The sequence below is a fragment of the Lysinibacillus sp. TE18511 genome (assembly GCF_054062295.1).
In genome coordinates, this window is the sequence record NZ_JBSSFD010000014.1 from 23794 (window position 1) to 38312 (window position 14519).

General features: G+C 34.2%; 16 protein-coding genes and 1 pseudogene. 7 read left to right on the forward strand and 10 right to left on the reverse strand.

Annotated features, from left to right (window positions below):
* Positions 1-176 precede the first annotated feature (176 nt).
* From ACVWXS_RS12300 to ACVWXS_RS12320, 5 genes and pseudogenes are all read right to left on the reverse strand, one after another.
* Positions 177-1178 (reverse strand): zinc-dependent alcohol dehydrogenase family protein, encoded by a 1002-nt coding sequence (locus ACVWXS_RS12300; protein WP_423473319.1) that lies wholly within the window; start codon positions 1176-1178, stop codon positions 177-179.
* Positions 1179-1211: 33 nt separating this feature from the next.
* Positions 1212-1628 (reverse strand): GNAT family N-acetyltransferase, encoded by a 417-nt coding sequence (locus ACVWXS_RS12305; protein WP_456958414.1) that lies wholly within the window; start codon positions 1626-1628, stop codon positions 1212-1214.
* Between the two features lie 93 nt (positions 1629-1721).
* Positions 1722-2405 (reverse strand): VOC family protein, encoded by a 684-nt coding sequence (locus ACVWXS_RS12310; protein WP_456958415.1) that lies wholly within the window; start codon positions 2403-2405, stop codon positions 1722-1724.
* A 122-nt stretch (positions 2406-2527) separates the two neighbouring features.
* The gene (locus tag ACVWXS_RS12315; RefSeq protein WP_456958416.1) at positions 2528-2866 is read right to left on the reverse strand and encodes a cupin domain-containing protein; all 339 of its coding nucleotides are present in this window, start codon (positions 2864-2866) and stop codon (positions 2528-2530) included.
* Between the two features lie 288 nt (positions 2867-3154).
* A pseudogene (locus ACVWXS_RS12320) lies at positions 3155-3235 on the reverse strand (YoaP domain-containing protein); the annotation flags it as partial.
* A gap of 68 nt (positions 3236-3303) precedes the next feature.
* Here ACVWXS_RS12320 and ACVWXS_RS12325 point away from each other — a divergent pair.
* The 3 genes from ACVWXS_RS12325 to ACVWXS_RS12335 all read left to right on the forward strand — a co-directional run bounded on the left by ACVWXS_RS12325 (position 3304) and on the right by ACVWXS_RS12335 (position 5689).
* Entirely contained in the window at positions 3304-3861 is a 558-nt protein-coding gene (locus tag ACVWXS_RS12325) for a GNAT family N-acetyltransferase (RefSeq protein WP_456958417.1), read from the forward strand.
* A 3-nt stretch (positions 3862-3864) separates the two neighbouring features.
* Positions 3865-4290 (forward strand): GNAT family N-acetyltransferase, encoded by a 426-nt coding sequence (locus ACVWXS_RS12330; protein ID WP_427419612.1) that lies wholly within the window; start codon positions 3865-3867, stop codon positions 4288-4290.
* A gap of 364 nt (positions 4291-4654) precedes the next feature.
* Complete coding sequence (locus ACVWXS_RS12335) at positions 4655-5689, forward strand: ElyC/SanA/YdcF family protein (RefSeq protein ID WP_456958418.1); 1035 nt, start codon at positions 4655-4657, stop codon at positions 5687-5689.
* Between the two features lie 140 nt (positions 5690-5829).
* Here the strand turns inward: ACVWXS_RS12335 and ACVWXS_RS12340 are convergent, their stop codons facing one another.
* Positions 5830-6108, reverse strand: a complete 279-nt coding sequence (locus ACVWXS_RS12340) for a hypothetical protein (RefSeq protein ID WP_456958419.1) — start codon at positions 6106-6108, stop codon at positions 5830-5832.
* Positions 6109-6680: 572 nt separating this feature from the next.
* Here ACVWXS_RS12340 and ACVWXS_RS12345 point away from each other — a divergent pair.
* From ACVWXS_RS12345 to ACVWXS_RS12355, 3 genes are all read left to right on the forward strand, one after another.
* Positions 6681-6965: a hypothetical protein gene (locus tag ACVWXS_RS12345; protein ID WP_368635880.1), complete on the forward strand. Its 285-nt coding sequence runs from the start codon at positions 6681-6683 to the stop codon at positions 6963-6965.
* Between the two features lie 165 nt (positions 6966-7130).
* Entirely contained in the window at positions 7131-7283 is a 153-nt protein-coding gene (locus ACVWXS_RS12350; RefSeq protein WP_456958420.1) for a hypothetical protein, read from the forward strand.
* Positions 7280-7780, forward strand: coding sequence for a hypothetical protein (locus ACVWXS_RS12355; RefSeq protein ID WP_456958421.1), 501 nt, complete (start codon positions 7280-7282; stop codon positions 7778-7780). Before ACVWXS_RS12350 ends, ACVWXS_RS12355 begins: the two co-directional genes overlap by 4 nt.
* 588 nt (positions 7781-8368) lie before the next feature.
* Here the strand turns inward: ACVWXS_RS12355 and ACVWXS_RS12360 are convergent.
* Positions 8369-9133, reverse strand: coding sequence for a hypothetical protein (locus tag ACVWXS_RS12360; protein WP_456958422.1), 765 nt, complete (start codon positions 9131-9133; stop codon positions 8369-8371).
* 362 nt (positions 9134-9495) lie between these two features.
* Positions 9496-9978 carry a hypothetical protein gene (locus tag ACVWXS_RS12365; protein ID WP_456958423.1) on the reverse strand — a complete coding sequence of 161 codons (483 nt, stop codon included), beginning with the start codon at positions 9976-9978 and terminating at the stop codon, positions 9496-9498.
* On the opposite strand from ACVWXS_RS12365, the gene ACVWXS_RS12370 reads away from it, so the two are divergent.
* Positions 9920-10423 (forward strand): tyrosine-type recombinase/integrase, encoded by a 504-nt coding sequence (locus tag ACVWXS_RS12370; protein ID WP_456958454.1) that lies wholly within the window; start codon positions 9920-9922, stop codon positions 10421-10423. The two genes, ACVWXS_RS12365 and ACVWXS_RS12370, sit on opposite strands and share 59 nt — an antisense overlap.
* A 103-nt stretch (positions 10424-10526) precedes the next feature.
* Here ACVWXS_RS12370 and lepA read toward each other — a convergent pair whose 3' ends face one another.
* Both lepA and ACVWXS_RS12380 read right to left on the reverse strand, forming a co-directional pair.
* The gene (gene lepA / locus ACVWXS_RS12375; protein ID WP_368635878.1) at positions 10527-12353 is read right to left on the reverse strand and encodes a translation elongation factor 4; all 1827 of its coding nucleotides are present in this window, start codon (positions 12351-12353) and stop codon (positions 10527-10529) included.
* A 260-nt stretch (positions 12354-12613) separates the two neighbouring features.
* Complete coding sequence (locus tag ACVWXS_RS12380) at positions 12614-14512, reverse strand: acyltransferase family protein (protein WP_456958424.1); 1899 nt, start codon at positions 14510-14512, stop codon at positions 12614-12616.
* Between the last annotated feature and the right edge of the window lie 7 nt (positions 14513-14519).

Here is a 14519-nt window from a genome sequence, read left to right on the forward strand (position 1 = left end):
TAGCTACCTTTGAGGAAACAGATTGATAATAATGCCACCCAACTATTCATCAGCTAACAACTAGTCAAAACAAGTGCTAGAGATCGAATGACTACCCAAAGCTAAAAAAACGAAGGGTAAATTAGATTCCCCTTCGTTTCTCTATAGGCTATCAATAGCTTGATCCGTCCAAGGCTTTAACTTCTGCTGAAAGAAGTTAAAAAAATCTTCCCTTTAGTGGCTTTAGAAGATTCAACGACCGTTATCGCCTTTTTAATGTCTAACAAATCATAATAAGAATCAACTGCCATCATTTTTAACGCACCACTATTAACTAGATCGATTAAGTGATGAAATGTATCTTGCCATCTTTCAATCGAGACTTGCTTATTCCAATGACGTAAATGAAACATATTTGCCTTTACATTTGCCTCTTTAACGATACTTTGCCAATTCACTTGTACACCTGATAAAAGGCCAATTGCTAAAAAATTGCCTCCCGGTTTCAAACTGAAAGCAAGTTCATTGCCTGCTGCCCCTCCAACGGAATCAATAGCAGCATCAGCCCCTTTACCATTTGTTAGTTCCATTACTGTCTCATAGAGCGGTTCTATTGAGGTATTTATCACATAAGAAGCGCCAAGCTGAATTAAATCGTCAGTATGTCTATTATTTCTCGTGACCGCGATTAGTTGAAAACCTAACAATTTTGCAAGTTGAGCAAAAATATGTCCAATTGCGGACCCACAAGCATTCACTACTAATACATCATTTGGTCGCAATTGTAGTATGTCTGTACAAGTTACCCAAGCCGTCATTGGGTTAATATACATTTGGGCTGCGGTAAAATCATCTATTGAATCGGGAATGGGAATAGCAAATTCTGCGCTAGTCCTTACAATTTCCTGCCAAGTCCCTTCTCCTCGTAACGGTAATACACGCTTTCCAATAAGATTTTGAGAAACAAACGGGCCTACATCCTCTACAATCCCCACTCCTTCATAGCCAGGAATAGTTGGTAAAGAAATGCGATGAGCATACTTTCCCCATATTGGTATTAAATCAGAAGGATTAATAGGTCGTGCCAGCATTCGAACAAGAATTTCATGTTCTTGAGGAGGTTCAATCGTTTTATTTTCAAACTTCACAACGTCCTTAGGGCTTCCAAATTCATATAATTTAATGCATTTTGCTTTCAAACAACTGTAACTCCTTTATGATTAATAATATTTTTACAACTGCTCATAAAATAACATCATTCCTGGAGCATCGGGATCACGTACTTTGAATCCAAGTTTTTGATAAAAAGGTTGTTTACCCTTTGCACATGAAAGCTGAATCCATTTTATATTTTCTTTTTGACAATGCTCTAACAAGACCTCCATAACCATTGTGCCAACCCCTTTTCGTTGATAATCAGGGTGCACCATGACATCACAAATAAAGGTTTGATAAATGCCATCTGAAATAATTCTTCCATAGCCAATTAATGTCATATCATCATAAATAGAAGCGCTATACCAACTGTTAGAAATTGCTTGATATAGTTGATCATACGTATAAAGCCCTTTCGCATTCCAGCCTGTTGTTTGATGTAAAGTTTTATATGCCCCAATCGTTGGGTTTTCTTCACTAATTACGTACGTCATAAACATCACCCTTCCATTTTCGAATAAATATACAACAAACGTTTTTTTCATTCAATACAGAATCTATGATTTAATTAACTGATGACCATTTCTTTATAACTGCGAAATGGTAAAATCACCATTTTCCGTCATGCATAGCTGCAAGTTTTTATTGATTTCTATCTTAATAGGACTAACAATCGCTTTTTTATCAGAAAAATACCAAATACGTTCACTTGGTCCTAATAGCAAATTTGCACCATCCTCATAATTCCCCATAAACGTGAGAGCATCTGAACGAATTTCGTTATTATTCATTGGCGTTATACCGTATTCTTTTAAACTATTAGCTACTGAATCAATAGCATCTGACGTTAAATTCATTTCACCAATATTTAGTACATGTTCGGGTGAAAAAGAATCAGCATCTTGTTTTTGATTTACTTCCTGCCTTGAAATGAGCTCTATAATATTTCCTTCAGGATCATAAAAATAACATGAATGAGCCTTTAATCTGTCATAATATACTTCATCCTGTCCTTCTGAAAATAATAATTCCGCACGATCTTTTACCCATATTTTCCCTTGTTGAAATAAATTACATGGAATATTTAATGCAAAATGATATTGTTTTTTAACATAAGAAGGTATTTTTTCAAAAGTGATAATACTTTCACCAACAGCTATATCAACAAAATGATCCGTATTCGTTATTAATGTAAATCCTAAATGATTGCAGTAAAATTCCTTCATTTTATGAACATCATACGCGTATAGCTTCACTTTTGTAATCTTCATTGTATAGCATCTCCTTTACAATTTATTGTATTTACTATATCTACCAAAATAAATGAATACCTCATGCAAAAGAATGAAGATTATAATTTAAGCATTTCATCGAAAGAAAAACCGAAATTACTTTATGGTTGTAGACGATCGCCTCTACTATTTGGTTGTGAAATGACTAAAAACTCTACTTCTTCCTCTGAATCATTTCGCATTTGATGTGGTGTAAGATGCCGCACTTCAAGTCCTTCTTTCTTATGTAAGACAATGCGTTTTCCGTCAATATCAATTGTTGCTGTTCCAGATAGCGTAAAGAAAATTTGTTGTGCATGATGATGATAATGATTTACTTCTGCTGTTTTAGCGGGCATACGCTCATGAATGATACTGAGATCATTATTCTTAACTAAATGCCAACCATCACATTGATCTCCCCATATATAATGTTCAGTACACTGTTTGCTAATTTTCAAACCTAATGACCGCCTCCCCTCATTCTTCATTCATATGGATATTTACCCAACATTTGTATAAAATATAAATAAAGAATAGTAACTTTTAAAAATTTCACACAGTAAGGAGTGGGAACGATGAATATTAAAAAGCAATTGTTGGGCACTGCAATAGGCTATATGTTTGCAATATTAATCGCATACTTCTTTTTCGATTATTTTTCTTGGTCGTTTACTATAGGTTCTTTATTAGGTATTTGTTTATTTGCTCTAATTTTAAAGTCTTTGAAAAGGAGATAGATCCCCCACTCATAATGTATTCAATAACTTTTCAAACTTGTTTGCACTCATGATTTCATGTGTAATAAACTGACCATTGCAAAGCAGCCCAAAGGTAGTTCATAGGATAGGTGCATTCTGTGCTCATTCGTTGATAGGCATGAAAAGGAGGAAGACATTTGGAGAGAATTATTTTAAGACGCCCCCAACCAACAGACACTGAAGAGTTGCATACGTTTTTTTTACTCGTTATTGCCGATACATATGCAAAGGAAGGTCTTGCAGAGCTATATGACGAGCAAAAAAACGAATGGGAAATAAAAAAACATTATTTAAAATTAGATTGTGATAGCCAAGGTGAGGAACGATTTTTCTGGTTAGCCATTCATGCAGAAACAAAGAAAATTGTAGGAACAATAGAGTATGGTATCGCGAATGAATTGATTCAAAAAAACGTACAGGAAGATCTAACAGACTTTCCTGAGATTGGGACGGTTTTTGTGCACCCTAGCTATCAAAATCGAGGTATAGGAACGATGTTACTTCAACAAATGTTAACCACGCTAGAGAGTAAACATAGTAGAGGGTTTTGTTTAGATAGTGGTTATAAAAAGGCTCAATTGATTTGGCAGAAAAAATTTGGCAAGCCAGATTTTTTACTTGAGCATTATTGGGGTGAAAACAGTCACCATATGATTTGGAAGCAAACATTTCCAAATATAAAAGAGGAGGAATAATTTATGCAATACAAAATTTCACAAGCACTAGATGCAGGCAAAAAATCTTATATTAATAACAAGCTATATGAATATAATCTAAAGCATTTTCCAAATGATTTAAGGGGCAGATATCAAGAAATCAACTTATTTCTTATAGATGAAGAAGATCAAATCCGTGGTGGCATTCTGGGAGAAATTTGCTGGAATTGGTTAGAGATACATACACTTATGATTGATGAGAATCTTCGTGGATTAGGGTATGGGTCTAAATTATTGTTAGAAATTGAACAAATTGCTATAAATAACGATTGTGATTTCATAAAGGTAGATACTTTAAGTTTTCAGGCTTTAGATTTTTATCAAAATCACGGATATGAAATCTATGGTACATTGGACAATGTCGGAAGAGATTATAAGCATTACTATTTAAAAAAGGATCTTTCATAGGATTAGCAAATGTCCTCTATGCTTTGAACAAAAAATCAAGCTCTCGTCATGGTGCATGTAGCTATCCAAGTACTATGAAAACCTTATATAGATAAAAAATGCTATGTTAGGACAATTATTATCATTTAATTCTCTTACTATTCATCTTTCTATTTCCATAATTATTAATATTGTACCCTCACTGACTGAGTAAGTTAACATTCCACATATTTGTGGTCGAATTTTTCAACACATGTACTATTAACAATATTTTTTAAGAATTATGTAAGGTTTAAGTAAAAAGGACGTCATGTCACTAATTTAAGCTAACATGTAGGAGCTAAATCGAACAAACAATAATATATAGTCGAGGTGCATGACTTTTATGTATTTTGGAATCATTCCACTTATTCTATTTATTATTTTTCTTTTTTCTTACTTGAAAGATCCTAGAAAAATAATAAATGGCTTTTTATTTAATGCCTTTTTCTGTTCATTTCTTTTATTTTGTACGATTGCATCTTTAGCATCTGAAAATAATTATTTAAAACTCATAGTTCTTATTCCAATGATCGCTCTTTTCTTTATCATCCCTTTTGGAATCGTAGCTTTAATGTTTGGTCTATTTCTTAATGCAAGAGTTTTAATGAAAAGAGAAGGAAGAAGCTTTGCAAATTCTTTAACTTTAATTGTAGCTATCATGATTTTATTATTTATCCTAACCCCTATCATAAATCCAGCAAGTGTTTTATCTAATATGTTCCAACCTATATTTGGTGGAATATCGCTTATTATTTTTTATTTTTCGATCCATTTATCAAACTTCCTAACTGCTTATTTCCTATATCAATTTAATAGACCAAAGTATAACCAAGATTTTATCATCGTGCTAGGTAGTGGGTTAATTAACGATCAAGTACCACCTCTTCTAGCAAGTAGAATTAATAAAGCTATTAATTTTTATCAGAAACAAGCAGCCGTTACATCACCACCAACTATAATTTTCTCTGGTGGGCAAGGTTCCGATGAGAATCTTCCGGAAGCGGAGGCGATGCAAAAATACGCTGTTGAAAAAGGGATTCCTGTTGAGCATACTTTGCAGGAAAATCGTTCTGTAAACACCTATCAAAATATGTTATTTTCGAAACGGGTTATGGATACGTTAAAACCAGACGGTAAATACAACAGCATCTTTACAACGAATAATTTCCATCTTTTCCGTGCTGGCCTATACGCTAGACAAGCTGGTCTGAATAGCCAAGGAATCGGCTCAAAAACCGCATTTTATTATTGGCCAAATGCAATGGTTCGTGAATATGTTGCTATTGTTGTAATGGAACGGAAACGACATATGAAAGTTGTTGGAGTAATTCTTGGAATCTCTCTATTCCTTTCTTTATGTGGCTTATTATTCTTTTAACGATTATTAAGCTATCTTTTTTTAGAAGTGTAACAAATATTAATCAACAAAAGGGTACAGAATTGTAAATATTCTAGTACCCTTTTCATCATTCTACTAGTTGTTCATTTTGAGATTGTGTAGGATTAGGTGAAGAAAATTTAAGGTTCACCAATCCCCATTGCTAATAATAACAAATAAGAAAATGCCAAAAAAATTCCATTTCCAATAAGGCCAATAATCGTAAAAATAAGTTTCTTAGACATCAACCAAGAAAATATAGCAAATAAAATTCCTAAAATAGATAAAATACCATACGTATTGATAAGAAAATATATGTCAGTATTTGGTCCTCTTTGTATATAGAAAACAACAATACATACTATTACAAGTAATATAGATATGAAACCTAAAATGTTTCCTACTTTTCTTTTATTCAACTATAAATCCCCCTTTACTTATTTACCTTTTTAACTTAATGATCATAATCATACGTAGTAATAGTTTTTTAAAATAACCTACACTTTCAATTTAATAATACCTCATCCCACTTTCATTTGGATAAATTTTTCCATTTAAATTCAAATGGCTTCTCCAATCGTGCGTAAGATATCTAAAAACAATGGTGACATCTGAATCAATACATAGCCTAGTTCTGCATTCATGATTAATGACCAAGCTTTTTTCAGAATTACCTAGCTTGATGCGCCAACCATAATGACACTGGTAATAAGAAAACTAATAGCTACTAATATTTGAACAAGTGGATCTAAAGCAGTTGTCTATATTTCTAATGACTTATCAGCAATAACACCAGTCGGTTGAGCAATAGCATTAACGGGTATTGTGGACGGTATTTGCGCTATTTCTGGCTCACTACAAAATGAGTGACTTTTTTATATGTACATTTAATTCCCTATTTCCTAAAATGGAAATATAGAGGGAGGAATATACAAATGAAAAAATTAGTATTTATTGCTGCATTAGTATCAAGTATAGGTTCAAAATTCATATGAATAAATTTCGAGTAAGAAGATGGATAAAATTGCACCCAGAGCAAGAAATCTTAATTACAAGTGAACATTATAAACGCTTGGGTGATGTAGGATTACTAAAAATTATTATTGTAGGTTCATATACGGGTAAAATCATATCCTATGATCCACAATTATTTGAGATTATGCCACCTAGTCCTAATTTCGACCCCACTTCACTTTCAAAATTGTTTAGAGACTTCACACAATATTCTAGAGATCGTTTTTTGGATAATAAGAAAAAACCAACTCATTATATATAATTTGTAAGTAACCAAGTACTTACTAATTTTGAGCACCTGGTTTTAATTGTTTATCTGGCTAAAAAGTAATTCCTCCACTTGAGTTTTAAGTGCCTAATTAGCTTTCCTTAATACTAGGTCCTCAAGGTAAAGGGGCTAATCAAGGCAAACATGTTTTTCAAATCTATGGTGATAATGAGGGCGGATGTAGGTCGTGAAATGAACAGTGCTGCTACAAATTGGCATTACCATCTTGCCGAGGATCATTTCAAACATCACTATGAGGAAGTTGTTTTAAAACATAACACTTTACCAGCATGGGGGTCTCCGAAAAAGTGAATGAACATAAAGAAGTTTTTATTTTAAGCTATGGTTGTGATTTAGATCATAGTAATATTAATTTCTTAGTAAAAGAGCGATTGATGCCTTTCTCTCATTGGCACAATAAGAAATCACCTAATGAAACTGATATCTGCATTCAATATGAAGTTTTTGACGTTAATCGAAAAAAGCACAAACAACTCTATTACGGCCATAAATTTTATATTAATATAATAAGATTAGAGGCTTTTATGTATTCTCTTTCTAAACTTAAAGGGAATCATGTTTATGCTAACCCTCAAGTTAGAGGACATGCTTATGCTTTTATAGATAATATAGAGTATTCTGGACGTGTATATGAGTCATTAGAGGATGCTCAAATCTTAGTTTTTATTGATGAGGAATCGACAAATAATATTCCTTTAAGAGAGAAGTTGCCTTCTTTACGAAAAGAGTTACACTTTCTAAAAATGCCAATTCATAACTTTCGAAGAGAGCGATTTGTTAGTTGCTAAATGGATAAAAAGCATAATTATTGAAATAAAGTAATATCAAAATATCCAACACTTGCTTTGAGAGTTTGACTGTAATGTTATCCACATAAAAAAATGATCTAGTTCAGTTTTTATCTGTACTTAGATCATTTTTTATTTTTTTACAATATTTATTAATCTGAAGACGCGTGAATGCTATACTCGCCAAACATAAGTGTAATCATAGGTATCTAAAGTAAGCATAAATCAAACGGTATATCTATACAAATATATCAAAGAAAACCCTTTGTCATTAATGAATTACTTCGAATCATCCATTTTCAGAACAGCCATGAACGCTTCTTGAAGTATCATCGTATCTCAATAGATTTTTTTATATCATTTTATATCCGACAATCCTTTTAATATCATGGGATTGCCGATATTCTTTTATCCTATTTTATTTTTCCGTCATTGCTAATATATCACGTTTATTTGCTAAACACGGTGGCATGTAGGTGGCAAAAAAGCATTAAGACATCGACAAACATCCTATCCGCATGTCAATCAACCATAAAAAATAGCCCCCTTATCAAATAAATAAGAGGGCTTTATATAATTCTTAATCTATCACTTATCTCCAACTGGCTTTAGTGAATTCATTGGAAGATAAACATCATTATCGTGTCTTCCTTCTAATTCATCGGTTACATATATATAACCATTAATTTCATGATCATACCTTGAAAAAACAGTACTTCCCTTTTTCATAATTCTTTCAGTTTTAGATTCTTTTAATGGAACGCCCTTCCCCTCTTCATCTCTTGTTAGTTCATAACGTACACCTCTTTCTCTCGATATTGTCTCAGCGATTTTAAGGTCTGTACCAGGATACTCGTAACAAAATTCCTCACTACCATCACCACTTTCACAATACTGTAGTAGTTGTCCATTATTTGTATCCTTGAAATTAAAACTCCATGGTCCTTCTAGTTTGAAGTGAGATCCGTAATATAAGCCATCATTAATACCATCGCGAGTAATAACAATATAAGTTGGTTTGTTATAAAAAGATGAACGAATTTTTATTGGTACTTCTTTGAAAACTACCAAATCCGTTGCTTGTACGCGGTATTGCCCCATTTGATAGAATATTTTTTTATCATATTTTTCAATATCATACGTTCTAAAGAAGTTATTTCGCTTAACCACTAAAGATTCAAACGTACCATCTGAATTTTTCTTGTATACCTTAATGTCTTTTTTAAAGGTCATTTTCCCTGTTTGCCCTTTTACAACTTCTGCTCCATCATACATCACTTTTGCTTCTGATTTCGTTGGATTTACTACCGCAAATACAAACGCTGCTAGTAACACAATAAATAATTTTTTCATTATTCTCCCCCTACACAGTTTTATTTTAGAAAACATAATATCTTAGTATTATATACTAGTAATCTAATATTCTACCCACAAATGTTAAAAACCCAACAAAAATAGAGTGTTTTTCCATAACATTATTTCACCCATCTACCATTCTACCTAATTCTCTAAATTATATGGTCTATTACTAATTGATTGTGTGAGGCTATCTCTTTCCTTTAACCAGTTATAAAACGGTACTGGTCGTTCTCTATGCGCTTTGTCCTCCACAGATGATGAATTAATCGACTTACTATTTAAACGTTTTATTGCATTACTATAAGCCCCTACAAATATTGCTCTTAATGTACTTGTAATTAGTTAGTACACCTTCTTTAATATCCATAGCAAGGCATTGGTGCTGTATTGTTTGGTGCGAGCATTACGTATTGCTCTTGTTCACCAGATAACGTCATCGATAATTCGACTTTTAAATCCAATTCTTCATCACGTTCAATAAAAAATAAAACGCCTTTTGCGGATCCGGCTGGAGGTGTAATTTTGTACCTCGTCACTGAATGCAAAATAAGCGTTTTCACTTCATTTTTATTAAGTTTTATCGTCTTGCTCGTCTTAGCACTGTAGTTATCAATTACCTCAACAACAATCGTATTTTCTCCGACTTTTAGTTGAGCAAGTGAAACATCAAATTCCCACGCCCCACCTTGGCCACTGTAAATTTCAATAGCATTTCCATTGTTGATACGTCTTGTCACTTTAATACTTGAATTAGCATCTTGATCCGATGCTGTACCACTAATTTTAAATTTATCGGCATCAACTACACCAGATGGCACAACGGCATCAACGGATAACAATGGTGCTCGGAGATGGGTTGTAGGTCCATCAAAATCTAAATCAGGTTATCGAACAATTCCAGTTGGTAAAACCTTAATGGAAATATTGAAGAAAGCAAAAAAGAAACAAATTGAAAATCGATTAAAGTATGGTGAATTTTATCTTCAAGACTCAAAACATGATTTTGTTTGCAAAAAGGAAAATGGAGAACACTATACACCTGCTGTTATAAAGTATCAAACAAGAGAGTTAATTAAAAATAAATTAGGTATCGATTTCAACTACCATTCATTACGACATCCACACGCAACAATGTTGATTGAAAGTGGACAACCTATAAAAACTGTACAAAAAAGATTAGGACACAGCAGATCAGCAACAACTGAAGACCGCTATGTCCATTTAACTCAAAAGATGGCAAGAGATGCCGCCGATATTTTTGATTCCATCGCAAAAGATTTATAAATTGCAGGCACAATTTAAAAGCGGTGGCAAATCGGTGGCAACTTCCACCATACTAATATGAAAACATACAATTAAAATCCTTATAAACATTGTTATATCAACGTTACTTCGAATCATCCATCTTCAGAACAGCCATGAACGCTTCTTGTGGAACTTCGACTGAACCTACTTGTTTCATACGTTTCTTACCTTCTTTTTGTTTATCAAGAAGTTTTCGTTTACGAGAAATATCCCCACCGTAACATTTAGCTAATACGTTTTTACGCATGGCTTTAATTGTTGAGCGCGCCACAATTTTTTGTCCAACTGCTGCTTGAATTGGCACTTCGAATTGTTGGCGTGGGATTAATTCTTTTAATTTTTCTACGATGATTTTACCACGTTCGTACGCAAAGTCACGGTGTACGATAAAGCTTAGTGCATCGACTTGCTCGCCATTTAGTAAAATATCCATCTTCACTAGTTTTGAAGTCTGGTAACCAATAAGTTCGTAGTCGAATGATGCATAGCCCTTCGTATTTGATTTTAAATAATCAAAGAAATCATAAACGATTTCTGATAACGGCATTTCATAAATAATGCTGACACGTGATGTATCAATATAATCCATCGTCATGAAATTACCACGCTTCAATTGACAAAGCTCCATAACTGCCCCTACATAATCGTTCGGCACCATAATTGTTGCTTTGACATATGGCTCTTCCACTCGATCAATTTTTTGTGGATCAGGCATAAATGACGGGTTGTCAACCTTTATTGATGTATCATCCGTCATATGAACATTGTAAATAACGGAAGGTGCTGTTGTAATTAAATCAATGTTAAATTCACGCTCAATACGCTCTTGAATAATTTCCATATGTAGAAGCCCTAAGAAGCCACAACGGAAACCGAAGCCAAGCGCTTGTGATGTCTCTGGTTCATATTGTAATGCAGAGTCATTCAGCTCTAGCTTTTCTAACGCTTCACGTAAGTCATTATATTTTGCCGTATCGATTGGGTATAGTCCGCAATAAACCATTGGATTTAAACGGCGGTAACCTGCTAATGCTTCAGTCGCAGGGCGATTCGCAAATGTAACTGTATCCCCGACACGAGTATCACCAACGTTTTTAATGGACGCTGTTAAATAGCCTACGTCACCAACTGTTAATTCATCCTGTGGTACAACTTTTGGTGTATGTACCCCTACCTCAATAACTTCAAATTCTGCTCCAGTAGCCATCATACGAATTTTATCGCCTGGTTTTACTGTACCATTGATAATTCGAATGGAAATAATAACACCTTTGTAGGCATCATAGACAGAGTCAAAAATAAGGGCTTGTAGTGGTGCTTCTGGATCACCAGTTGGTGCAGGTACCTTCTCTACAATTTGCTCTAAAATATCTTCAATACCGATACCGGCCTTAGCAGAAGCTAGTACCGCTTCAGAAGCATCTAACCCGATTACGTCTTCAACTTCTTGACGTACACGTTCTGGATCTGCTGCTGGTAAATCGATTTTATTGATAACAGGTAAAATTTCTAGGTCGTTATCAAGCGCTAAATAAACGTTTGCTAGTGTTTGTGCTTCAATGCCTTGTGCTGCGTCGACAACTAAAATTGCGCCCTCACAAGCAGCTAAACTACGTGATACTTCATATGTGAAATCGACGTGTCCTGGTGTGTCGATTAAATGGAATGTATACACTTCGCCATTTTTAGCTTCATACTTTAATTGTACTGCATTTAATTTAATCGTTATGCCTCGCTCACGCTCTAAATCCATTGAGTCGAGGAGCTGTGCTTTCATTTCACGAGATGTTAATGACTTCGTTTGCTCTAAAATACGGTCAGCAAGCGTTGATTTCCCGTGGTCGATATGTGCAATAATAGAGAAATTTCGTATATTCTCTTGTCTTTTTAAACGTGCTTCTCGGTTCATCTTTTCCACTCCTAATTAAACTATAATGAATTATACTATGAACCTTATACAAACCACAACATTAGAACGGTATAAAGGCAGTCAAATCAATGGTTATTCTGATTGATGTGCCATTTCCTCTGCAAAAACATGATGAAAAGCGAAAAAGCGTTAGTAGCTAGAACTGAGAAAAATGCAAGAGGTTTTCCTTTATTCTTAACATAAAAATAGCCAGCTACACCTATAGTAAGGTGCATGCTGACTATTTTTTACATAATTAATTATTTATCTATCGATTGTTGAATAAGGTTCGTTAACGTCTCAATACCTTTTTGTTCTAAATGTACACCATCTGGAGCGAAATACTCTGGATGGTTAATAGCAGCCGAATGCCAATCAATCAATGTAATATTATCATGCTCTTGAGCTTTTTGTTGTAAAGAATAATTCACTTTACCTTCCCAAGAACGCGGTACCCGAGTATTTACTAAATAAATATCGGCATTGGAGAAAGCTGCAAGTAGTGCATCAATCTGATCACTCGAAAAATAACCATTTGTGCCAAGTTGAATAATAACTGCTTTATCTGGCTGATTAAAACTAGCATAATTTGGAGCCAGTTTGACGGCTTGTGAAACTTGGCGACCAACTTTTGCATCAATTGTAATGTTCGGATAGATCTGATGTAAGCTTGTAGCAATATCTATCATGACAGAATCTCCAATAGCCAATATTCCAGTATAAGATTCATTCATAGCGTTAGCAGTTGGATCATTTTCCTCCTGTTCAGGCTCTTTTATGTCCGGTTGAGCACTAGTTTCACCTTCCCCATCCTCAGCATTCGATGAATCACTTTCTGTTGTTTCTTTTTCCGTTACGGTATCATCTCGCTTTGCAGCTTGTTCAGCACCATTAATTTTAACTTCTGTTAGCTGGGATTCTTTTGATTCCTTTTGTTCTTCCCCTACAACTCCTGTGATTCCAGTCAAAAATACTAAAAGGAATAGAGGAATGAGCACTGTTGAAATTTTTCTAGTGAACGAATAGCTGCCCCATTTATTTTTATTAAATGCAAGGTACTGTCGATAATAGGAACGGAACCCTTCCTTACGTATAGGCATTTCGATAAAACGATACGATAATTCAGCAATTATCAAAATAAGAACTAGTTGTAAAGCAACTCGCCAGAAAACAGGATTACCTATTTCGTGGACTGGCGTACCTAACACGATAATCGGATAATGCCATAAATAAATTCCATACGATCTTGAACCAATCCAACGTAGAGGCTTCATAGAAAGCATTTTCCCTAAAAAGCTAATAGGATGACAAACACATGCTATTAATACAGCTGCATTCAAACAAAATAGGAACATACCACCTCTATATAAGAAAGTTTGATATTCATCTACAAAAATAATACTTAAAATGAAAATAGTAAAAGCAACAAGGCTTATAATATCTAGTTTCTTGGCATGCTCCATAGATAGTTTTTGTGACGATAATCTTTTCATCGGCCAAACGAGAGCTAGCCAACAGCCTATTAATAATTCAAAGCAACGCGTATCTGTCCCATAATATACACGACTTGGGTCAGCTCCTGGCTCATATAGTATGCCCATTAACGTAGCTGAACATAATGCACCGATAAATATGAAAATGGCTAATTTACCCTGTTTTTTAACAATATAAAGCCCAAGCATTAACAGAATCGGCCAAATAAGATAAAATTGTTCCTCAATAGCTAAAGACCATAAATTTTTTAAAGGTGAAGGGGATCCAAAACTATCAAAATAAGAAATTTCATGAAAAATGAACCACCAATTACTTGAGTAAAAAATAGAGGATATTGCATCTCCGCGCAACGTATTGAGAAGTTCCTGATGAAACAGGGTCGCCCAAGCGAATGAAGTAATAATCATTACGTACGCAGCAGGTAGTAAACGTCGAAATCGCCCAATCCAAAATTTCCCTAATCCTACTGTTAACTGATTTCCTTTTAAAGGTAAAATGGTAGAGGTTATTAAGTAACCTGATAAAACAAAAAAGATATCAACTCCTAGGAACCCACCACTGGCCCAGCTGAAGTTAAAATGATAAGCAATAACAGCTAGTACTGCTAAAGCTCGAATCCCATCAAGCCCCGGGATATAACGATGATTGAACGTCTTGCCTGACATAATATTC

Excerpts from the sequence above, each read along its gene's own strand:
- ACVWXS_RS12305 (WP_456958414.1), bottom strand. The coding sequence starts at position 1,628 with ATGACGTACGTAATTAGTGAAGAAAACCCAACGATTGGGGCATATAAA.
- ACVWXS_RS12310 (WP_456958415.1), bottom strand. The coding sequence starts at position 2,405 with ATGAAGATTACAAAAGTGAAGCTATACGCGTATGATGTTCATAAAATG.
- ACVWXS_RS12330 (WP_427419612.1), top strand. The coding sequence starts at position 3,865 with ATGCAATACAAAATTTCACAAGCACTAGATGCAGGCAAAAAATCTTAT.
- ACVWXS_RS12335 (WP_456958418.1), top strand. The coding sequence starts at position 4,655 with ATGTATTTTGGAATCATTCCACTTATTCTATTTATTATTTTTCTTTTT.
- ACVWXS_RS12345 (WP_368635880.1), top strand. The coding sequence starts at position 6,681 with ATGAATAAATTTCGAGTAAGAAGATGGATAAAATTGCACCCAGAGCAA.
- ACVWXS_RS12350 (WP_456958420.1), top strand. The coding sequence starts at position 7,131 with ATGGTGATAATGAGGGCGGATGTAGGTCGTGAAATGAACAGTGCTGCT.
- ACVWXS_RS12360 (WP_456958422.1), bottom strand. The coding sequence starts at position 9,133 with ATGAAAAAATTATTTATTGTGTTACTAGCAGCGTTTGTATTTGCGGTA.
- lepA (WP_368635878.1), bottom strand. The coding sequence starts at position 12,353 with ATGAACCGAGAAGCACGTTTAAAAAGACAAGAGAATATACGAAATTTC.
- ACVWXS_RS12380 (WP_456958424.1), bottom strand. The coding sequence starts at position 14,512 with ATGTCAGGCAAGACGTTCAATCATCGTTATATCCCGGGGCTTGATGGG.